This is a genomic window from Cupriavidus sp. FW305-F7 (assembly GCF_058782875.1).
Genome location: NZ_JBYSYC010000024.1, coordinates 40,079 through 60,729, shown reverse-complemented (window position 1 = coordinate 60,729; position 20,651 = coordinate 40,079). Strand labels below are relative to the sequence as shown.

Genomic DNA, 20,651 nt, shown 5'->3' with positions numbered 1-20,651 from the left:
CCGCGCCGCCCGCAAGGGCCGCGCGGCGCTTTCCAGCGCTAGCGGGTTGGATTGAGCACGAAGTCGAAGTCGAGCCGGTAGGTACCGTCCGTCTGGCGCACCCAGTCACCGATCAGGGACTTGCGCACGCCGAATACGGCGTCGGAGTCGAGATACTTGTCACCGCGCCGGAACACGTGCGTGACCAGCGTCTCGTAGCCAGGCGCCTTGATCATGAAGTGCAGGTGCGCAGGCCGCCATGGATGGCGGCCGGTGGCGCGAAGCAACTCTCCAACCGGGCCATCGTCAGGAATCGGATAGGCCTGGGCGACGATGGTGCGGAAATGGAAGCGGCCATCATCGCCCGATTTCAGCACGCCGCGCCCCTGCGCCACTTCAAGCCTTTCGTACTGCACGTCATAGTGGCCATCAGCGTCCGCCTGCCAGGTTTCCACCACGGCACCGGCAATGGGCCGGCCGTCCACGCCTTTGACCCGTCCATAGACCATGCAGGGCTCGCCTTTGGCGCCGTTCGCCACGTCCGCGCCATGCTCGTAGTGCGGCGCGCCTTCGACATGGAAAGGACCGAACACGGTCGCCTCGGTGCAGCCTTCCGGCTTCTCCTGGTTCATTGCCACGGTCAGCATCGACAGCCCGAGCACATCACTGAGCAGGATGAACTCCTGGCGCTTGTCGTCGCACATCTGGCCCGTGGCGGTTAGGTAGTCGATGCCCTGCTTCCATTCGGCCTCGGTCAGCCTGACCTCACGCGCGAAGTCGTGCAGGTGCCGCACCAGGCTCGTCATGATCTGCTTCGTGCGCGCGTTGGGCGTATTGGCCAGGCGCGCAATGACGGCCTTGGTCAGGTTATGCTGGTCATATTCTTGCATCGCTGGACTCCCGGCCGCTAGGCGAGTTGGCAGGCCTGCTCGAACGACAGGCGCGGACTGCGGGCGAACACTTTTTCCGGGTCGCCATGGCCAAGGCCGCAGATAAAGTTCGAGCGGATGCTGGTGCCGGCGAAGAAGGCCTGATCGACGGCCTGGTTGTTGAAGCCGGACATGGGGCCGCAATCGAGACCCAGCGCGCGCGACGCGGCGATGAGATAGCCGCCTTGCAGCGTGCCGTTGCGAAACGCCGTGGTGTTGGCGAAATCCACCTTCTCGTCGCCCTCGAACCATGCCTTGACTGCCGGGTTGTGCGGAAACAGCGCCGGCAGCTGCTCGTAGAAGCGGGTGTCGTAGCCGACGATCGCGACGACCGGTGCGGCCATGGTCTTCTCGACGTTGCCCGGGGCCAGTGCCGGACGCAATTTGGCCCTGCCCTCTTCCGTGCGCACGAACACCAGGCGGGCCGGCGAACAGTTGACCGAGGTCGGTCCAAACTTCATCAAGTCATACAGTTCCCGCAGCTTGCTGTCGGGTACCGGCGTGGGCAACCAGCCATTCTGGCTGCGCGCGCCGCGGAAAATCTTATCGAGCAGTTCATTGGATTGCATCGTTCACTCCTTGCATGTTTCGGGTGTCCCGGCCAGACGACGCCGGCCGGAGGGTCAGGCGGTCACACAGTCATCGTGCCGCTCAGGGCAAGCTTTTCCTGGTGACGCGCCGAATCCAGAGCCTGGGCGTAGCCGGCGGTGGCCTTGTATTCGCTCTCGTGGCCTTCGCTGAGTTCGATGCCGCAGACCTTCCGCGCCAGGGTGCCGTATGGCCCGGCAGCGGAGAACTCGGCACGCTGCATGGTCAGCATGCGGATGGCCTGCAGCGGGGTGCCGTTGAAGTTCTCGAAGACGAACAGGCGGTTGCCCCAGTCGGTCAGGAACAGGTCGCGGATCACGCGGCCGATCTTCACGCGGTCGTGTGGCTGACCCACGGGACCGTTGTTCATGCGTTCGAACCAGCCGTTGAGCGCCTCGTCGTTCCACTGGTCCTCACTCGCGAAGATCAGCGCGCTGCGCCCGGAGAGATCGACCAGCTCATAGATCATCTGCGAGAAGTTCTCGAGGTACAGCGCCCGGCCGAAGTCGTAGATCAGGATGTTCGGCTTGTAGGCACCCCCCGGCGTATGGAAGCCCAGCTCTTCGCTCGCGACGATGTGCGCGAGCATGGCCTGGTGGAACCCGATCAGCTTTGCCACGCGCGTCTGCACCGCGGGGATCTTGTTGGTACCGATATGCTCGGTGATCAGGATCGCCAGGCCAGCCATCAGCTCGGCGCGCACGGACTGGCGGATCAGCGCGTGATAGTGCAGCCAGTCGAACACGCGCTGCGGGTAGAGCTTCGCGTGCTCGGGGTTGCCCAGGTGGAACACGTGCGACCATGGGATGAAGACGTTGTCGAATACCGTCATGCCGTCCAGCTCATCGCCCTGCGAGGCCAACGGGTGTTCGATGGGATCCTCCTTGACCACGCTCTCACGGCAGACGATGGTCACGCCCGGGGTGTTGACCGGCGTGGCAGCGAAGATGATCTGGTCGCCCGGGATGCCGGGGCGGAAGAACACCCCGATATGGATCCAGTCGGCAAAGGCGACGCCGGTGCCGATGGCCTTGACCCCTGACACGATGATGCCCTTGTCGTTCTTCTCGATCACGCGCAGCCCCGGCGAACGCTGCTGGGCATCGGGGTTGGAGCGATCCATCTGCGGATCGACGAACTGCGGCGCGCAGTTCAGGTCGTGCTTCTTGGCGAAGTTGACGAAGTCGACGATGTTCTTCGCCTTGACCTTGCCTTCAGCGCCGATGGTCTGCGTTTCCCACGGCGACGGATCGTCGATATAGGTCTGCAGCACGTAGTTGTTGACGTCCGGCGTGCGCGGGAACGACGCGCCGGCCATCTCGCGCATGATCGTCTCGTGGTACTTGCGCTTGCGGCGCAGCTGTTCCTTGTCGAAGTGGCCGAACCACTGCATGGTGCGGCGCTCGCCATCCTTGTCGACGAAAGTCATCACGTCCTGCAGGTCGGGACGATGGTGCAGGTCGTAGAAGTCGGCGTGCCGCTGCGCGTAGTCCCGCGTCTTGGGGTGCGTCGCGACGTTGTCGATCTTCTCGTTGCCGACCCATACGTTGCGGCCGTCGTTGAGCGATTCCAGGTACTGCTTGCCAGTGCGAATCATCGCGAGGTCTCCTTGGTGGGCTTTCGGGGTGTGACAGTCCCTGCCCTGGAGAAGGGCATATGGACACGGATACGAAATTGGGGTTTCGCCTGGCGCGGCCAGGTGGCTTCAAGCAGCCTTAAGCCGCCTTAAGCCGCCTTAAGCCGCGACCGGCTGCGTAGTGGCATAGCTGCGGCGGCAGTAGACCAGCGGCGTGTCGTTGCTGCTCTCAGCGCCGGAACTGCCGAGCACCTGCGCGACGAAGACGCTGTGGGTGCCGATCTCGAGCTGGTCAACGACCTTGCAGTCGAGCGCGACCATGGCGGACTTGCTGTATGGCGCGCCGGTGCCGAACACGCCCCAGCCGTCACCGTCGAAGCGCTGCGCCATCGGCACCGCGCCGGCCCCGGCAAACAGCTGGGACACCGCGGTCTGGCTGGCGTGCAGCCAGTTGATGCTGACCACGCCGTTGGACTTGATCACGCTGTTTGCGGCGCTGCGACGATTGATGCAGAACAGCACGGTGGGTGGCGAATCGCTCACGGAACAGACAGCCGAGCACGTGACGCCAGCGCGGCCTCCGGCGCCGTCGGTGGCGATGACGGTCACGGCGGTGACCGCACGCGACAAGGCGTCGCGGAAGCTGGTGGCGTCGATGGCGGCATCGGTAAAGCGATTCGCGCCGGCTTCGATGAAGACTGCGGACGACATGGCGATCTCCTCCTTGTTGGGGGCCTTCCCCGCTGCCCTGCGACCGGGCTCCGACGAAGCTTTGTCTCTGGAAACCTGCTTTCTGATCTGTGTCAGCTGTGTGAAACTAGACTACAGCCGAGCCGGCCCGTTTGCTAATCACCTCGCATCATGGACACTATTCCCCAGCGTCATGAAGACGAACTCAGCCTGAATCAACTGCTGGTGCTGGATGTACTGCTGAGCGAGCGCAGCCTTACCAAGGCGGCGCGCGTGCTCAACCTGACCCAGCCTGCGTTGAGCAAGACGCTCGCGCGGCTGCGCCAGTATTTCGGGGATCCGCTGTTCGTCCGCGTCGGCCTGCGCATGGAGCCGACACCCAAGGCGCTGGGGCTGGCCGAGCCGGTGCGTGGCATCCTTCAGAGCGTGCGTGCGCTGCGCTCGGACCATGTCGGCTTTGACCCACGCACCAGCCAGCGCAGCTTCAGCTTCTTCCTGCTCGATGCCGGCGCCTCGCAGATGCTGCCGCCGCTGCTGAGCCAGCTGGCGGAGGAAGCGCCGGGCATCCTGGTGCAGGCGGTCAACGCCGATGCCACGCATCTCGACATCTGGCTGGAGAACGGCCTTGTCGACCTGGCCATCGGCTCGTTCCCGGGGCTCACGCAGAGCATCCGCCGGCAGCTGCTATGGCACGAGACCTACGGCGCCGTCGTGCGCAAGGACCATCCGCGGCTGGCACAGCTTGGCGATCTAGATGCCTTCGTCGCCGAGAAGCATGTACTGGTCTCCGCCGTCGGTACCGGCCACCAGCACCTGAGCATCGAGCGCGCCATCGAGGCCGCTGTGCCGCATACCAACATCATCTGCCGCGTGCCGAGTTTCGCCACCGCGGGCCTGATCGCCAAGCACTCGGACGCAGTGGCGGTCTTGCCGCTGACGCTCGCCCGGGCGCTCTGCAAGGACCTCAATCTCACCGTGGTAGCGCCGCCGCTGACGCTGCCCGGCATGGACATCGCCCAGCACTGGCACGATCGCGTGCATCGCGAGCCCGGCAACCAGTGGATCCGCGCGCTGGTGCACAGGCTGTTTGCCCGGCACGATGCCGTGGCGGGCGCGGCTGCCGGGTCAAACATGGAAGGATGAGCGCCGGTTATAGACACCATGAAGGCAAAGGATTGGCGTCGTGCGCCATCGCCTCCTAGCATGCGGTGCATGACAAGAGGAGGAGAACATCATGCAGGTGACAAGGCAAGCAGACGCGCTGCGTCTGGCGGCATCCGTCGTTTCGATCGGCACCTTCGATGGTGTGCACCGCGGGCATCGCGCCGTCCTGGCTGCGTTACGCGCCGCCGGGCGTTCGCTCGGACTGCCGACCGTATTGCTGACATTCGACCCGCATCCGCGCGCGCTCCTGCAGCCGCAGAGCGCGCCCCGCATGATTTCCACCGTCGATGACCGTATCGCGCTGATGGCCGATAGCGGCGCCGTCGACCACTGCCTGGTGCTGCCTTTCGACCAGGCCCTCAGTGAAGCCAGTGCCGATGACTTCGTTCGTGGCTTGCTGCTGGCGCGTTTGGGCATGCGGCGACTGGTGGTTGGCGCAAATTTCCGCTGCGGTCGGGGACGCCAGGGTGACGTCGATTACCTGGGCCAACTTGGCAAGGCGCACGGCTATGCCGTCGAGCCCGTGCAGCTGCATGCCACCAACGCAACCGGGACCGATGTACGCTGTTCGTCCACGGAAGCACGCCGGCTGATCCAGAGTGGCAACGTGCGCGCCGCAGCCGCGTTGCTCGCGCGACCGCATGAAATTCGTGCCATGGTAGTCGCCAAAACACCTGCCCGTGCCAGCGGCGCCGCGGAGATCCGTCTCCCGCACGACATCTGCTTGCCGCCTGTGGGGCAATACGCTGGCGCGGTCCGCACCCAGACGGATACCCCGCACTGGCGACCGGCGCTCGTGCAACTGGGGGATGCGGATGGCTTGGCTCGCGTGTTCAGCGACGCGCAGTTTGCGCCGATGCCCGGGAGTGCGCTTTCGGTGCGTTTTTTTAGCTCGGCGGCGGCTTAGTGTGCGCAAGCCTTCTCGCCTGTTTGGGGCTTTTGGCGCTGCGGTTCGCTGAGTTCTTCTGGGGGCGCTTTTTGGCTTTGTGCTGCTAGTTCGTAACGACGCCCGCGCATGGCATGCGCGAAGTAGAGAGAGAGAGAGAGAGAGAGAGAGAGAGAGAAGAAAACGAACCTCGGGCGCCAGCGACGTTGACGAGCTCGCACCCCGACTACGACGTGCGCGCAGCGCAGCCGAAGGCGTCCCGCCACTGACCTGATTGGAACGCTGTACCCGAGTTCAACTTGGGGATCGTTCAAAAGCCGTGCAGCGCCAGGCGCTTTGCCCCTTCCAGCGCCTGTTCAGCCGGGCCATGCTGTTCCTGGACGCGCCCGATCACGCAAGGCTGCGACAGGGACTCAATGCTGGTTTCCGTCCGGCGGCACTACGCACTTTCGCCGGCACCATCGAGCAAATGACTGCCGGGCTGATTGAGCGGCTCGCAGGCGCCGAAGAGTTCGATTTCATGGAATCGATCGCCAGGCCGCTGCCGGCGATGGTCATTGCCAGGCTGCTTGGGATGGACGCCAGGAACGAGCCGGACTTCCTCGCCTGGTCTGAAGACCTGGCCGCGTTCATCGGCGCGCCGAATCCCGACGCGACGCTGAAACGGCGCGCGCAAGTCAGCCTGCTCAAAATGGCGGCGGCCTTTGAATCGATGCTGGCACGCCGCAAGGCACAGGATTCGGACTTGCCGCAGCGGGCGCAGCCAGAGCAGCGGGACCTGATCGGGCATCTCCTGCATGCCGAGGCCGAAGGCAAGATCGAGGCCGGGGCAGAACTGCTGGCGCAATGTGCCATGCTGCTGTTCGCCGGTCATGAAACGACGCGCAATCTGCTTGGCAACGGACTGCATGCACTACTGAGCCATCCCGAGCAATTCAGCGGCTGCGCCAGGCCCCCGAGCTGCTGCCCAATGCCCTGCGCGAGTTGCTGCGCTACGAGAGCCCGGTCCAGTACACGGGTCGTCGGGTGGCAACGGACATGATGCTGCATGGGCGCCAGCTGCGGCGCGGAGATCTGGTCGTTGCCCTGATCGGGGCGGCCAATCGCGACCCGGCCCGGTTCCGCAACCCGGACAGCCTGGACATCGCGCGGCGCGAAGGGTCGCATCTTTCCTTTGGGCACGGTCCGCCCGTCTGCATCGGCGCCGCGTTGACGCTGATGGAGGCAGAAATCGTGTTCCGGGCGCTCCTGCGCCTCTGGCCCGGGCTCTCGCTCGCGGATGCCGAACCGCATTGGAACAGCAACCCTGTCTACCGTGGACTGACCAAGCTAACCGTGCAAAAGCGGAGCCAGACTGCGTAGCAGTTGGAAAACCAGCCCGCGAGGAATTGAGACCGAGCCCAGCATTCCTCGTGTGCGCCATCGACCAATGAGCATCGGGATGCGTCCATGGAGCACCCGCCCGCATGCTGCAAGCGGACGCCCCGGGCCATGCCATCCAACCGTCTTGAGAGGATGCCTGTATTCTTGGTGCAAAGCCATGCTGGCGAGTTCTGCTATGCATGGCCTTGCTCGCAAGCGCGCCAAACCTTACGCGCCACGCAACAGGATCAAGCCTGAGCCCGCCGCTGCCGCAGCAGCCGGTTGGCCACGCCGATCACCGCGTCCACCGAAGCCTCGACGATGTTGTGGCTCATGCCCACGCCGAAGCCGGTCCCCGGCACGCCTTCCAGCGCTACCTCGACGATGGCCATCGCCTGCGCTTCGGCACCGGCGCCGGTGGCACGCTCCTCATAGGCGTCGATGCGCATGCGCAAGTCCAGCGCATGCACCACCGCCGCGATCGGGCCGTTGCCTTGCCCGTGCAGGGTCTTGCGCACGCCATCGACCGTGACGTCCAGCGCAATGCCCTGTCCGCTCTGATCGAGCTTGTAGCCGTGGTACACGATCGCGGCGCCCGTCGCGTCGGACGACAGATAGGTTTCACGGAACAGCTTCCACAGCTCCGGGGCACTGATTTCGGTCTCACTGGCGTCGGTGGCCTGCTGCACCAGGGTGCTGAATTCGACCTGCATGCGCCGCGGCATCACCACGCCATGCTCGCGCTCGAGCAGGAAGGCAATGCCGCCCTTGCCCGACTGGCTGTTCACGCGGATCACGCTGTCATAGGTGCGGCCAAGGTCCGCCGGGTCGATCGGCAGGTAGGGAACCTCCCAGATGCTGTCGGGATCCTGCGCGGCAAAGCCTTTCTTGATGGCGTCCTGGTGCGAGCCGGAGAACGCCGTGAAGACCAGGTCGCCCGCGTAGGGATGACGCGCGTGGACCGGGATCGAAGTGCATTCCTCGGTGATGCGCGCCACCGCATTGATGTCCGAGAAGTCCAGGCCGGGATGCACGCCCTGCGTGTACATGTTCAAGGCGAGCGTCACGATATCCACGTTGCCGCAGCGCTCGCCGTTGCCGAACCATTCGATCTGGTCGGCAAAGATGTTGGGCGTGGCGTTCTCGACGGTGGTCGGCAGGTTGATGATGACGCGCCGGTCCGCCCGGGCGCCCCACGCCTCGATCGCGGCGTGGCAGGCCTGCAGCGACACCTCAAGCTCGGTCGCGCTGAAGGTCTCGGGCGAATACTGCAGCGTCCACTGGGTCTCGGGATGCTGGTCGGTGAGCTGCTTCAGGTAGCCGACATGATGGAAGGCGCAACATCCAAATCGGCGAAGGCGTCGCACCCCGTTGATGCGGCTCGATAGGTTGAAGTTTTGGCATGGACAGCCGGCTCAGCGAAGGCGCACCGCAATCCATCTCCGCGCCACGGCAGCTGGGGGGCGCGCTTCTCCCATGCATTTTGTCTGACCTCGGCTGTGATGTCGGTATCGGACGCCTCACTGAGCGCCTGAGGGAACTGCAGCGATCCGAAGGGCCAGCCGCTTTTAATCGGCAGACGCCTCCACGAGCCTGGTCAGGCCGCTTACGTCAGGTCTTCCAACAGTACTTTGGCATCTTGCCAGTCAACGGTATCGAATCCCTCGGTGAACGTCCCATGAACACCGGCCAGGATCGAGCGCGCAGCATCCGTCTTGCCGCAGCGTTGCCATAACCGGGCCACGCTCAGCGCGCATTTCAGCTCGACTGACCTGGCTCCTTGGTCACGAGCGATGGCAATTGCCGCCTGAAAACAGGCTTCGGCTTCCTTGGCCCTGGTGGACGAGCCGGCTTCGTCGCCAGACAACATCAGAATCAGTTCCCCCTTGAGCCGAAGCAGAATCGGCTCAGCGAACCGCTCACCCGTGTTCTTCACCAGAGCTAACGCCTCGCTCAGCACATGAAGCCCTGCCTCGGCTTGCCCTGCTTTTCCATAAGCGTTGGCTAGCAGTCCCAGAAGCGTCGGCCGACCCAATGCCGCTCCGGTGGCTTCGTGGGCCCTGAGGCCTTGGTGTATTTGCGCGATTCCCTCCTCATGACTACCCTGCTCGGCCAGCGCCCAGCCGCGCAGGATCGTTCCCCAACCCAGATAGAGTGGGAACCCTTGGTCGCTCGAAAGCGCGATGGCGGCGTCTGCATACTCCTGCGCCAGTTGCACTTCGCGCCGGTACTGGTGCAATTCGGCCGCGAAGATCAGGCTCAAGGCAAGGCCGAACGGGTCAGAGGCCTTTCTCGCCAGCGCCAGCGCTTCCTCGCTGCGCGCGCGCGACTGGTCCGGCAAGCCCAAAAACCAGAGGGTCCAGCTCAACGTGCTCCGCATATGAACGGCGGGGTTCCGCGCATAACGCAGAAGTTTGCTGTATGGTTCCCGATCGGGGCGGTGCAGTGCCAGCGCCTGCTCCGTGTGGGTACGGGCCATCCTGATCTCGCCCAGACGGAACACGGTGGCTCCGAGAATTCGGTGCGCCTCCGCGAGCTGCTCCGGTTCTTGTGTGTCCTGCGCGAGACCGAGGAGCCGCTCCGCCAAGGCGTGTGCCGTATTGAGTTGCGCACGCAATAGATAAAACGACCACAGTCCTAACTGCGCCGAGAAGATCTGCGGTGTTTCTCCGCCCTGTTCGCACAAGGCTAATGCACGCGTGTAGGTCTCCTCCACCTCTGGCGCACCATAGCCTCGAGCGGCCATCCAGGCAGGACCGAGGGTCAGCAGCATGGTGAGTTCCTCGTGGGCGCGTTCGGGGGTATCAGGCAGGGATTTGAGTAGATCAAGGGCTGCACTGAGATGCCCGATCGCCTCGAGCTGAGCTGAACGTTGCAGGGCCTGTTGGCCGGCGAGCTGCAGGTATTCGACCGCCTTCGGAACATTGCCGCTCTGGCTGTAGTGGTGCGCCAGCTCGCTGCAATACTCCTTCAGCCTGCCGGGAAACAATGCCTCGATGGCCTGGGCCGTACGTTCATGCAGTATGCTGCGCTGCCCCGAAAGCAGGGAATTGCCCGCGACCTCCTGCGTCAGCGCATGCTTGAACGCGTACTCCACCTCCGGGAAGGCGGGGCGCTCGTAGATGAAATCCCCAGCCTGCAGGTCAGCCAACAGGGGGTGCAGCACGTCGTCGGGCAGCGCCGTGACATGCCGAATCAGACTGGAGGGAAACTCCTTTCCGATGACTGCCAGCGACTGGAGCAGTTCCTTCTGCGGGACGGACAGCCGGTCGATACGGGCGGCCAGCACGCCCTGCACGGTCGTCGGCATATGCAGCGTCAAAGGGGCCTTCTCGATCCGGTAGTTTCCGGGCTGGCCGAGCAAGGCGTTCTCCTCGGCCAGTGTCTGAACCACTTCCTCCATGAAAAATGGGTTCCCTTCGGTCTTCGACAGGATCAGCAGTTTCAGGGGCGTGAGAGAGGGATCGTCCCCCAGCAACCCCGACAGCAGTCCCTGCGCCTCCGCCTGGCCCAGCGGCTCCAGGCACAAATGGGTGTAGTAGCGCCTGTGTGACCAGTCATGCCGGTACTCGGGACGGTAGTTGACGAGCAAAAGCATCCTGGCACCCGGCACGGCCTCGATGAGGACATTGAGGAAAGCCTCTGTTTCACTATCCAGCCATTGCAGGTCTTCGAACAGGAGTATGAGTGTCTGATTTTGACTTTCGCGCACAAGCAGCCGCGCGATCGCCTCAAAGGTGCGCTGGCGGCGGATGGCGGGATCCATGGTTGGCAAGGCCGAACCCGGGTCGATGATGCCGAGCAGATAGAGCAGGTAGGGTAAATGGTCCTCCAGCGCGCGATCCAAGATCAGCAGCCTTCCGGTGACTTTCTCGCGATACCGGCGTTCATCATCCTGAGTTGTGATCTGAAAGTAGTTTCTCAGCAGATCGATCAAAGGCAAGTAGGGAAACGCCTTGCCGTGCGACACCGAGAAGGTTTCGAGCACCATGCAGCCCTGCTGCGAGCGTGCCTTGAACTCGTAGAACAGGCGCGATTTGCCAACTCCCGCTTCCCCCACGACCCCCACGCTCTGCCCATGCCCGGTCTTGGCGCGTTCCAACGCCTCACTTAAGCGCTCCAGTTCGGCCTCGCGGCCGACAAAGCGAGCCAGCCCGCGGTGCGCCCCCACCTGCAGCCGCGTGCGCAATGCGCCGAGGCCGAGCACCTCATACACCACAAGCGGCTCCCGCAGGCCCTTGATGTGGGTGCTCCCCAGGGTCTTGAATTCGAAATAGCCCTCGGTCAGTTTGTGGGTCGATTCGCTGACGAGGATAGATGACGGCTTAGCGACCCCTTCCATGCGTGCAGCGATATGGATGGTATTGCCGACCGGGTCGTAGTCGGTGCGCAAGTCATCCTTGCGGATCGAACGGACCACCACTTCCCCGGTATGGACACCCACCCGGATCTGCAGCGGGATGCCCTGCTCCAGCCGGACCCTGTCACTATGGCTGCTCATGGCTTGCTGCATGCGGAGTGCCGCAAACAGCGCCCGCAGAGCATGGTCTTCGTGGGCGATCGGCGCACCGAAAAGGGCCAGGATGCCATCCCCGAGGGCTTTGGCCACATACCCCTCATAGTGATGCACAGCTTCCATCATCAGCGCCACAACCGGGTCGATCAGGCTGCGGGCTTCTTCAGGATCCAGGTCCTGGATCAATGCCGTCGATCCGGCCATGTCCGCAAACAGCGCTGTAATCGTCTTGCGCTCGCCGGCTGCATCTGCTCCCTTCGCCTCCATGGCCGCCCGCTCGGCGCGGATCCGTTCGGCCAGATGGGGCGGCGTGTAAAGAACAGGTGCAGGGACAGCCGGCGCTGGAGGCGGGCGATGGAGTGGCGCTGCAACCGAATCGGCCAATACCGCACCGCATGAACGGCAAAATTTCGCGGTGGGACTGGACTCGTAGCCGCAGTGAGGGCAGATTTGCGCAAGCCTTTGCCCACACTCCTCACAGAAATTGGCTCCCGCGGGATTCTCAAACCCGCAATTTGCGCAGCGCATGTTGCCCTCTGAATGCCGCCTGCCACGAACCCATTAGAGGCGCAATCACCGCCCTTCGCAAGACAGATCGTGGAGTCGGAGTGTGAGCCAAGCTGGTCACTTCGAGTTTCGCAGGACCACCTTGCCCGCCATCAGTTCGAGGCAAGCTAGATATGGCAGCAGCCGTGACACGGGTCGCGACGAAGCCCGTCATGCGGGCCGCTGCACCTGAGGATGCGATGCCCGTAGGCCCGGCTGCGCCAAAAGGTGCTCCGCGAAGAAGCCCTGTGGTCACCATTGCATTAACGCAAGTTCGCCGGCGATGAGCGGGCGTTACGCAGGCAGTACAGCTGACGGCTGACCACCGCGACGCTTACGCCACTTAACCCCGGCCTTATCCGATTTTATTGAACCAATTCACATCCATCACTTCATCTGACTAACACAGATGTCTTCGATATTGACAGATCGGCGGTAGGTGTCTACGATGGCTAGCAGTCATCGGGGGCCGCCAATGAACTGAATTGACCCACGTCTATAGCCTTGCAGGAGACATAACGCCATGGCAAAAGCCTTTGCATCACAAGCCGACCTTGAAGTGAAGAAGGTCACCTTTACCCAGCTGTCGGAGAGCGCTTACGCGTACACGGCGGAAGGCGACCCCAATTCCGGCGTCATCATTGGCGACGACAGCGTTCTGATTGTCGATACCACCGCCACCCCTGCCATGGCGCAGGACCTCATTGCGAGGATTCGCAGCATCACGGACAAGCCGATTAAGCATGTTGTGCTTTCGCATTACCATGCTGTGCGGGTACTGGGCGCTTCCGCGTACTTCGAGGAGGGGGCACAGCACGTCATCGCCAGCCGCGGCACTTACGAGCTGATTCAAGAGCGGGGTGAGGCCGATATGAAGTCGGAGATTGAGCGCTTCCCCCGCTTGTTCGCCGGTCTCGAAACCGTGCCGGGACTGACCTGGCCGACCTTGGTCTTTGAGCGTGAACTCACGCTGTTCCTTGGCAAGCTCGAAGTGAAAATTCTGCACCTGGGTCAGGGGCATACCAAAGGCGACACTGTCGTCTGGATTCCCTCGCAGAAGGTGCTGTTCTCCGGTGACCTGGTTGAATTCGACGCCGCTTGCTACTGCGGTGACGCGCAACTGGAAGAGTGGCCCACCACCTTGGAAGCGCTGCGCGGGCTGGGGGCCGAAAAGCTGGTGCCTGGCCGCGGACCTGCATTGACGACGCCGGAAGCAGTCCAGCAGGGGCTCAACTATACGAAAGACTTCGTTACCACGCTCTTGGAAAGCGGCAAAGCTGCAGTAGCGAAAAAGCTCGACCTGAAAGGCGCTATGGCTCTGACGCGTGAGTCAATGGACCCGAAGTTTGGTCAGGTTTTCATCTACGAGCATTGCCTGCCGTTCGACGTTACCCGAGCTTACGACGAGGCGAGCGGCATCAAACACCCTCGAATCTGGACCGCGCAGCGTGACAAGGAAATGTGGGACGCACTGCAAGATTAAGGGCCCTCGCCTTCCGTTGCGCTGGAAGGTGAATTGCAACCCGGTTCGCCCCGCGACCGGGTTTTTTTATTGTGTGCGAATACGACCCGACCGAGCCGTATCCGCATCGGTCACATTAGGCTTGCGATGAGACGATGACTCGGGGCTCGACCAGGAACGTCGTAATTTCGTCGATGAACGTCTGAGCGTGTGCCATGGTGCGTACGCCTTCAGGCGAAGCGAACGCAGCGTTGAGCGAATCTGGGTCGGTGAACCAGAGTTCAACAACGCCATCGATAGGCAGTTCGCCGTAGCCACAGGGCGTGCCCTTGGTTGCCTCGCGTTCCACTACGAGGTTCTGACGGTAGCCCGCCACACCAGGCATGAGCTTCACGAGGCGCGCATGTTCGACTCGCCATTCGCGTTCAAAAGTTGCTTCATCGACGTCGGAGCGTCGACGCAGGAATGACATGCGTTTGAGGAGCTTGCGGCTCGGATCAGGTGCAATCACCTCTCGCCGGTCGAGGGTAAGGATGCGAAGCCGGCCAATGAAGCGTGCTTCGTCTTCGGCAAGCGCCGGGGCCACTTCTGATGCGAAAGCTTCACGCATCGCGTCGACATTCTCGAAAGTCAGGTCGGAAAAGCCGTCGACATGCTCGGGTCCTCGCTTGTAAGTGATACCGCGCTGCGCAGTATCTATAACATGGTTTTGAAGATAGCTCCGAAGCCCCGGTAGACGTGCTGCGAGTGGGCCGTGGACTTCAGTCCAGTAGCGACGGAAGTCCTCTTGCAACCAGTCGGTCCTTTTGTTCAACAGTCCCATACGAACAGTCATGACGATGCCTCCATTTGGCTGGTGGTGGGTAGTACAAGTATCGTGTTGGCGGATGGCGTCGAGCCATCCGCCTTCAAGCGGCGCAACTTCGCTTTGTCCAGTGTCACGCCCGGCAACTATGGGTTGCCTTGGCATACTTAGAGCCAGCTCTGCTTCACCGCTTAAAAGGAATGACGCACTCCAATAACGGCCCCTGCTTGGTTCTGTCCTGGATTTGCGTTGCCGAACGACTTTCCTGAGTCGAAAAAGCCAAGGTTGGCCGAGCCCTTGTTCTTCGTGTATCCCAGCGACGCGTATAGGTGAGTGCGTTTCGAGAATGCATAGTCAGCATTCAGCGCGAACAACCAAGGGTCGCTACCCGTGTTCCTGAAGTCCTGGAAATAGGCAGCGCCAGCCAACGTGACGGCCGGCGTGACCTGCCAGTTGACGCCGGCCCAGTAGAGATTGGAGCCCTGGTTGCCGATACCCGGCGCCGCACCGGGCACGATGCCCCCGTCATACCCTCTCGCCCACCGATAGCCCGCGAAGAACTTGCCTGCGCCTACGGAATATGTCGCAGCCGTGGAGGCGCGTCTGACCTTCGCGTCCGGCGATTGAGTCAACGTTCCAGTGTTGATTTCGTCGTAGGCCGCGGCAACGCCGAATCGGCCGATGTCGTACGTGAGGTAGCCACCGTACTCGCGACCAAGCTTGGGATTGCCAGGTACCTCGCCCCCGTTGACGACGCTACTATCTGCACCGAAACTATAGAAAGCCGAGGCTTTCAAGCCGCCAAATACCCCAACATACTTCACAGTGTTGTCGGCGCGTCCGACGAAAAAGGGGTCTTGGGTAAATACGGAGTACTTTGTGGCTAGCGTCATCGGGTCGTAGTTGCCCACGAAGTCGAAGAATGCGTTCTGTTGGCGGCCCAAGAGAATGCTTCCCCAAGGCGCTTGCAGACCTACATATGCCATCCGCCCAAAGAGCCGACCACCCTGACCAGATTTCCCGGTATCAGCGTCGAAGCCACTCTCCAAAACGAACACGCCCCGAAGGCCGCTTCCGAGGTCCTCCACACCGCGAAGGCCCCAGCGCGAACCGGCAATATTTCCTGACGTCAACCGATAGACGTTGTCGCCGTTCCCGGGCTGGTGATTGGCATACTCGATGCCGGCATCCACCACGCCATAAAGAGTCACCGACGACTGGGCGACGGCTGAGGCCGCCGTCAGGGACATTACTGCACCGAACAATGCTTGTTGTTGAAAGCCAATCCGTCTCACAAGTTTCTCCTCCACTGCTCTCTTGGTAGTTGCTACGATTAATCTTTGGACAAGTGATGCCATGCAGGCGACCCAGTCGTCCGCATGCCAAAGCCTTGTCCTGTCTGAAAGGTGGCCCCTTTTTCTAGTGACCTTTGAGATGTGCGAGCCTGCCATAAGCCATTGCTAGCACCGGTAGCGCGACGGCTGCCAGCTCGAACAGCGGCGCCTCGCCAAAGGAATCGACTAAAACTGCGGCAATTGCCATTCCGATTGCCTGCCCGAAGAACAGACTCGCCGAAAACAGGCCTACGGCGGTTCCTCTTGCCTGTGGGACCATTTGCGTGGCTTGAGTCTGCAGCGTGTTATGAAGCATGTAGAAGCCCAGCCCCCCGAGGAAGCAGCCGAGAAGGCTCCACTCCCAGCGCGAGCCGGTCGCAACGGTGGCAAAGCCCAACCCGAGAGAGACACCGCCCCAACTGGCCAAAGCGCGAATCGTGAGTCGCCGTATCAACAGCCTGGAGACAAAGACGTAAGCGAGCCCTCCAGCTCCGTACATCGCCATCACGCCACCCGCCGCGCCCAAGCCAAGACCGAACTGCCTGTTCAGGTAAGCCGGTACGAACGCGAATCCCGCAAGCGTGAAAAGCCCTTCAATCGCCGTGATAAGCAGAATGATGCGCGCCCACGGCTCGCCGAGAACGGTTTGGATTTGTTTGGCGAAGCTAGCATTGGCGGCCAAATCCCGCGCCGCATGTGATGCTTGTCTATGCACTAGAAGGGCCGCCACGGCGAAGCCCGTGGCCAACACCCAGAAGACGGTGCGCCAGTCGATGGTCTCCGCAATAAGCCCTGACAACCACTGGCCTGCAATCACCCCCCCGACTGTCGCGAACAGGTATCTAGCCAGAACCTGCTGGCGGCCCTCAAACGGAACCGTGTCGCCAATCCTGGCCATGCTCATCGGGATTATCCCGGCAGCGGCGGCCCCAGACAGCCCCCGCGCCGCTGCCAGAGAAGTCATGGTAGGCGCAAGCGCCGCGAGGACATTCGCTATCGAACAAGCCGTCAATGCCACTGCAATGACGCGCAGCTTTCCAAAGCGGTCGCCGAGCGGCCCATAGACGAGTTGAAGCAAACCATAGGCAAGCACAAACGCCGATATGGACTGCGCCGCCGCACCGACAGGCACCGAGAAGTCTGCCGCCAACGCAGGAAGTAGCGCGTCGCATGCTCGCATTGAGGCCATGCTCAGTGCAGCAGCCACGCCCAGCGCCCCAAGTGCCGCGGCATTCCCTGAAGTCGCGGCTCCGGAAGAGACCATCATTTTTCCACCTTCCAGGTCAGCCGCCCAGGTAAGCCGCACGCACCTTCGGGTCGTTGAGGAGCTGCTTTCCGGTGCCGGTCAGGATGACTTTTCCCGTCTCCAGTACATAGGCACTGTCTGCCGCCGACAGCGCGTTGCAGGCCATCTGCTCGACCAGAATGATAGAAAGCCCGGTTTCACGCAGCTTCAAAATCGATTCGAAAATCTCCTCGATGATGAGCGGTGCGAGACCCAGTGAAGGCTCGTCCAACAGCAGCAAACTGGGGTCACTCATCAGGGCCCGGGAGATCGCCAGCATTTGCTGTTCACCGCCTGACATCGTTCCCGCATGCTGGTGCTGTCGCTCCTTCAAGCGCGGAAAGCGTTGGAACTCCCGCTCCAACCTCGCCGACAGGTCGCCTGGCGACAGGGCTCTGCAAAGCGCACCGAGCATCAGGTTGTCCCTGACAGTCTGGTCAGGAAAGACACCACGCCCCTCGGGAGACAGCGCAATACCGAGCTTCACGCGTTCATGCGCCGGAGCATTTTCGATGCGCTGACCGTTGAATTCGATGCTTCCGGAGCGCACCCGCTCCGCGCCCGCGATGCTCTTCAACACGGTGCTTTTGCCCGCGCCGTTTGCTCCGATAATGCTGACGACCTCGCCACGACGGACTTCCAGGCTGACGCCCTTGACCGCCTCAATGGCACCGTAGGAGACTCGCACGCTGTCGAGTTTCAGGATGAAATCGTTACGCATGGGCGACAGCTCCTGTTCCAAGGTAGGCTTCAACCACCGCTTTGTTCGATTGAACTTCCGCGGGGGTTCCTTCAGCAATCTTGACGCCGTAGTCGAGGACCACAATGTGGTGCGACACGCGCATCACCATGTCCATGTGATGCTCGACCATAAGCATGGTGACGCCCTGGTTCTTTATCTTCACCAGGTAGTCGCACAGTTCCGCCGTTTCCTGAGGGTTCAACCCTGCCGCAGGTTCATCGAGCAAGAGAAGCTGAGGCTCCGTTGCCAGTGCGCGTGCCAGTTCCACGCGACGCTGGAGTCCGTAGGGAAGACTTCCTGCGGGCGTGTCGCTTAGCTGGTCCAAATCGAGGAATTCCAGAATCGCTGTAGCGCGCTGCACTGCGTCCGCTTCTTCGCGCTTGGCGTTCGGAAGTCCGAGCAGGGACGACCAAAAACCATTGGCCATGCGGCTGTGCCGGCCCACCAGCACGTTGTCAAGAACAGACAGCTCACCGAAGAGGCGCAGGTTCTGAAAGGTCCGACCCACACCCATGGTGCAGATGTCGTGCGGGCGACGACCAACGATGTCAGTGCCGTTCAGCTGGATGCTGCCCTCATCGGGACAGATAAGTCCGCTTAGCATATTAATCATGGTGCTCTTGCCCGCACCGTTCGGACCGATAAGCGCGTTGATTTCGCCGCTACACAGGCTGAACGACACGTCCTTGGCTGGCTTCACGCCACCAAAGGCCTTACTAACACCACGCACAGCAAGCATCGACCCGTCTGGCTGAGTGCCACCACGGCGGCCTACCGAGAATAAAGGCGTGACGCTGTGGCGGGCGGCCCCTTTGACAGCCTTCGAGCTTCCCCGGCGAGACTGGAATAACCCCATCACGCCGTTCGGCATCACGTAGAGGGCAAAGAGCAACAGCAGGCCATAAATCAAATGCTGAACCGAGGGCCAGCGACTCAGGAGCGCATCGACAAGCGTCAGCACAATTGCACCCACCAGCGGGCCCATCGACGAACCTGCCCCGCCGAACAGCACCAGTAGCAAGATGAAGATGGAAAGATGGAAGCTGATGAAGTCTGAATTGATGTACTGGTTCTGCTGAGCAACCAGTGCTCCCGCTATGCCGCAGCACACCGCAGCGATGACGAAGGCCAGGACCTTGGCTCGGTACACACGCACGCCCACAGACGATGACGCAATTTCATCAGCCTGGAGGGAAAGGAACGCGCGACCGAACCGGCTCGCCAGCAACGAGCGAAGCAGAAGATGTATCGCTACAGCGAGGGCAACGCCGAAGATGACCCACTGAATGCTGCTGAACGCGGTGCCTTGCCAGGTCAGGGAGCCAATTCCGTAGATACCCTGCGCGCCGCCGAATACTTCGGTCCATTCGGTAACCAGCTTCTCGACCACGATGCCAAACGCGAGCGTGACCATTGCCAGGTACGGCCCCTTCACACGAAGAGACGGCAAGGCAATCAGGACACCAAAAGCGCCGGAGATGACCGCTGCCAGCGCAAATGCCAGCCAAGGATTCACGCCATACTTCGACGTCAGTAGCGCCGCTGAGTAAGCGCCGGCGGCGAACAGACCTGCTTGCCCCAGCGATTTCAGGCCGGCAAAGCCCACCAGCACGTTCATGCCGGCTGCACAGATATAGTAGACGCACATCATGAACATGATGCGCAGATAGTAGTCATTGCCTAGGGCCACCGCGGTTCCGATGAAAGCCGCGGCCACAACGCCGACAAGAGCGAAATGAGCAGGTGCTTTCATACCTTCTCCACAGTGCGGAAGCCAAAGAGACCGTTCGGTCGGAATGCGAGAACGAGAATCACGAGAGCAAAGACTGCCACCTCCCGCCACTGCGCCTGCCAGAGGTTGATAAGCTGTTCAAGAACGCCAAGCACGAATCCGCCGATAACGCAGCCACGCGGATTGTTCAGCCCGCCCACCATCGCAGCGGAGAAGCCCTTCAGGCCGACCGCGATACCCATAAAGAGCGAGGCTTGGGCAATGGGCGCCAAAAGAAACCCGGAGAGTCCGGCGAGAGCCGAACTCACCAGGAAAGCACCAATCATCACCGCGTTGACGTTGATACCCATCAAAGATGCCACCGTCGGGCTGTGAGCCACGGCGCGCATCTTCTTGCCGAGCATGGTCTTGCGCATGCTCCAATCCAGCGCGTACATGACGAGCACAGACACCACCAAGATGAGAATTTCTTGGGGACGAATGCCGACCCCAAAGACCCGAATGACCTCGTCACCAAGCGGACTCGGCACCACGATGGGCTTCGGTCCCCAGATAGCCAGTCCAACGCTCTGCAGTACGATGCCGAAACCGAGCGTGCTCATGACCCAGTTCATACCCGGCTTACCCGAGAACGGCTTGATGCCAAGCAGGTACATGAGATACCCAAGCAGTGCGGCAACGACGAGGACCACCAGCAGGGCAATCAGCTGCATTCCTGCATTTGGCATCAAGGTCTGGAAGGAACTCGATGTCATGGGTAGTCCTACCAGCAGAAGCAGTACGCTGACGCCCGCGAAGGAGCCCGCGGAGACAAAGTCGCCATGCGAGAAGTTCAGGGTCTTTGTCGTCGTGAATGTGACGCTGAACCCCATAGCAACCAGGCCATAGGCAGCACCGACAGCAAGGCCGGCGAAGAGCGCTTGCAACAGGCTCGTCAATGCCGTGCCGCCTTCGACGGCTGCCACGGGAGACAGCGCGGCCGTGCCTTTCGTGACTTGACCTTCATAGTCAGCCTTTGTGAGGCTGGAGATGACAGGGTCCGAGTAGGGGAGCAA

The 20,651-nt window shown here is 61.9% G+C and carries 16 protein-coding genes and 1 pseudogene; 5 read left to right on the top strand and 12 right to left on the bottom strand.

The window, feature by feature from the left end:
- Positions 1-38: 38 nt before the first annotated feature.
- The 4 genes from tcpC to AC3WL8_RS22125 all read right to left on the bottom strand — a co-directional run bounded on the left by tcpC (position 39) and on the right by AC3WL8_RS22125 (position 3,783).
- Entirely contained in the window at positions 39-869 is an 831-nt protein-coding gene (gene tcpC / locus AC3WL8_RS22140; RefSeq protein WP_492378822.1) for a 6-chlorohydroxyquinol 1,2-dioxygenase, read from the bottom strand.
- A 17-nt stretch (positions 870-886) separates the two neighbouring features.
- Positions 887-1,477, bottom strand: coding sequence for a malonic semialdehyde reductase (locus AC3WL8_RS22135; protein WP_492378821.1), 591 nt, complete (start codon positions 1,475-1,477; stop codon positions 887-889).
- Between the two features lie 62 nt (positions 1,478-1,539).
- On the bottom strand, positions 1,540-3,093 hold the full coding sequence (gene tcpA / locus AC3WL8_RS22130) for a 3,5,6-trichloro-2-pyridinol monooxygenase TcpA (RefSeq protein WP_013958823.1): 1,554 nt from the start codon (positions 3,091-3,093) through the stop codon (positions 1,540-1,542).
- A 138-nt stretch (positions 3,094-3,231) separates the two neighbouring features.
- Positions 3,232-3,783 (bottom strand): flavin reductase, encoded by a 552-nt coding sequence (locus AC3WL8_RS22125; RefSeq protein WP_013958822.1) that lies wholly within the window; start codon positions 3,781-3,783, stop codon positions 3,232-3,234.
- 150 nt (positions 3,784-3,933) lie between these two features.
- Here AC3WL8_RS22125 and AC3WL8_RS22120 point away from each other — a divergent pair, with 150 nt between their 5' ends.
- The 4 genes from AC3WL8_RS22120 to AC3WL8_RS22105 all read left to right on the top strand — a co-directional run bounded on the left by AC3WL8_RS22120 (position 3,934) and on the right by AC3WL8_RS22105 (position 7,174).
- Positions 3,934-4,905, top strand: coding sequence for a LysR family transcriptional regulator (locus AC3WL8_RS22120; protein WP_013958821.1), 972 nt, complete (start codon positions 3,934-3,936; stop codon positions 4,903-4,905).
- Between the two features lie 91 nt (positions 4,906-4,996).
- Positions 4,997-5,833 (top strand): FAD synthetase family protein, encoded by an 837-nt coding sequence (locus tag AC3WL8_RS22115; RefSeq protein WP_492378820.1) that lies wholly within the window; start codon positions 4,997-4,999, stop codon positions 5,831-5,833.
- 346 nt (positions 5,834-6,179) lie between these two features.
- On the top strand, positions 6,180-6,854 hold the full coding sequence (locus AC3WL8_RS22110; protein ID WP_492378819.1) for a cytochrome P450: 675 nt from the start codon (positions 6,180-6,182) through the stop codon (positions 6,852-6,854).
- Entirely contained in the window at positions 6,797-7,174 is a 378-nt protein-coding gene (locus AC3WL8_RS22105; protein WP_492378818.1) for a cytochrome P450, read from the top strand. The genes AC3WL8_RS22110 and AC3WL8_RS22105 overlap by 58 nt, the downstream gene beginning before the upstream one ends.
- Positions 7,175-7,422: 248 nt before the next feature.
- On the opposite strand, the pseudogene AC3WL8_RS22100 reads toward AC3WL8_RS22105, so the two are convergent.
- Positions 7,423-8,505: pseudogene (locus AC3WL8_RS22100) on the bottom strand (alpha-isopropylmalate synthase regulatory domain-containing protein); the annotation flags it as partial.
- Between the two features lie 275 nt (positions 8,506-8,780).
- Positions 8,781-12,218, bottom strand: coding sequence for an adenylate/guanylate cyclase domain-containing protein (locus AC3WL8_RS22095; RefSeq protein WP_492378817.1), 3,438 nt, complete (start codon positions 12,216-12,218; stop codon positions 8,781-8,783).
- Between the two features lie 541 nt (positions 12,219-12,759).
- Here AC3WL8_RS22095 and AC3WL8_RS22090 point away from each other — a divergent pair.
- Positions 12,760-13,719, top strand: coding sequence for an MBL fold metallo-hydrolase (locus AC3WL8_RS22090; protein ID WP_492378816.1), 960 nt, complete (start codon positions 12,760-12,762; stop codon positions 13,717-13,719).
- 115 nt (positions 13,720-13,834) lie between these two features.
- Here AC3WL8_RS22090 and AC3WL8_RS22085 read toward each other — a convergent pair whose 3' ends face one another.
- From AC3WL8_RS22085 to AC3WL8_RS22060, 6 genes are all read right to left on the bottom strand, one after another.
- A complete protein-coding gene (locus tag AC3WL8_RS22085) occupies positions 13,835-14,533 on the bottom strand; it encodes an EthD family reductase (RefSeq protein WP_492378815.1) in 699 nt (232 codons plus the stop codon).
- Positions 14,534-14,694: 161 nt separating this feature from the next.
- Positions 14,695-15,753 carry a porin gene (locus tag AC3WL8_RS22080; RefSeq protein WP_492378872.1) on the bottom strand — a complete coding sequence of 353 codons (1,059 nt, stop codon included), beginning with the start codon at positions 15,751-15,753 and terminating at the stop codon, positions 14,695-14,697.
- A gap of 169 nt (positions 15,754-15,922) precedes the next feature.
- Positions 15,923-17,104, bottom strand: a complete 1,182-nt coding sequence (locus AC3WL8_RS22075; protein ID WP_492378814.1) for an MFS transporter — start codon at positions 17,102-17,104, stop codon at positions 15,923-15,925.
- 16 nt (positions 17,105-17,120) lie between these two features.
- Positions 17,121-17,843 carry an ABC transporter ATP-binding protein gene (locus AC3WL8_RS22070; protein WP_492378813.1) on the bottom strand — a complete coding sequence of 241 codons (723 nt, stop codon included), beginning with the start codon at positions 17,841-17,843 and terminating at the stop codon, positions 17,121-17,123.
- Positions 17,836-19,617 carry a branched-chain amino acid ABC transporter ATP-binding protein/permease gene (locus AC3WL8_RS22065; RefSeq protein ID WP_492378812.1) on the bottom strand — a complete coding sequence of 594 codons (1,782 nt, stop codon included), beginning with the start codon at positions 19,615-19,617 and terminating at the stop codon, positions 17,836-17,838. Before AC3WL8_RS22065 ends, AC3WL8_RS22070 begins: the two co-directional genes overlap by 8 nt.
- Positions 19,614-20,468, bottom strand: coding sequence for a branched-chain amino acid ABC transporter permease (locus AC3WL8_RS22060; RefSeq protein ID WP_492378871.1), 855 nt, complete (start codon positions 20,466-20,468; stop codon positions 19,614-19,616). Before AC3WL8_RS22060 ends, AC3WL8_RS22065 begins: the two co-directional genes overlap by 4 nt.
- Between the last annotated feature and the right edge of the window lie 183 nt (positions 20,469-20,651).

Coding starts and splice junctions, on each gene's coding strand:
- tcpC (WP_492378822.1), bottom strand. CDS start 869: ATGCAAGAATATGACCAGCATAACCTGACCAAGGCCGTCATTGCGCGC.
- AC3WL8_RS22135 (WP_492378821.1), bottom strand. CDS start 1,477: ATGCAATCCAATGAACTGCTCGATAAGATTTTCCGCGGCGCGCGCAGC.
- tcpA (WP_013958823.1), bottom strand. CDS start 3,093: ATGATTCGCACTGGCAAGCAGTACCTGGAATCGCTCAACGACGGCCGC.
- AC3WL8_RS22125 (WP_013958822.1), bottom strand. CDS start 3,783: ATGTCGTCCGCAGTCTTCATCGAAGCCGGCGCGAATCGCTTTACCGAT.
- AC3WL8_RS22120 (WP_013958821.1), top strand. CDS start 3,934: ATGGACACTATTCCCCAGCGTCATGAAGACGAACTCAGCCTGAATCAA.
- AC3WL8_RS22115 (WP_492378820.1), top strand. CDS start 4,997: ATGCAGGTGACAAGGCAAGCAGACGCGCTGCGTCTGGCGGCATCCGTC.
- AC3WL8_RS22110 (WP_492378819.1), top strand. CDS start 6,180: ATGCTGTTCCTGGACGCGCCCGATCACGCAAGGCTGCGACAGGGACTC.
- AC3WL8_RS22095 (WP_492378817.1), bottom strand. CDS start 12,218: ATGCGCTGCGCAAATTGCGGGTTTGAGAATCCCGCGGGAGCCAATTTC.
- AC3WL8_RS22090 (WP_492378816.1), top strand. CDS start 12,760: ATGGCAAAAGCCTTTGCATCACAAGCCGACCTTGAAGTGAAGAAGGTC.
- AC3WL8_RS22085 (WP_492378815.1), bottom strand. CDS start 14,533: ATGACTGTTCGTATGGGACTGTTGAACAAAAGGACCGACTGGTTGCAA.
- AC3WL8_RS22080 (WP_492378872.1), bottom strand. CDS start 15,753: ATGTCCCTGACGGCGGCCTCAGCCGTCGCCCAGTCGTCGGTGACTCTT.
- AC3WL8_RS22075 (WP_492378814.1), bottom strand. CDS start 17,104: ATGATGGTCTCTTCCGGAGCCGCGACTTCAGGGAATGCCGCGGCACTT.
- AC3WL8_RS22070 (WP_492378813.1), bottom strand. CDS start 17,843: ATGCGTAACGATTTCATCCTGAAACTCGACAGCGTGCGAGTCTCCTAC.
- AC3WL8_RS22065 (WP_492378812.1), bottom strand. CDS start 19,617: ATGAAAGCACCTGCTCATTTCGCTCTTGTCGGCGTTGTGGCCGCGGCT.
- AC3WL8_RS22060 (WP_492378871.1), bottom strand. CDS start 20,468: ATGGGGTTCAGCGTCACATTCACGACGACAAAGACCCTGAACTTCTCG.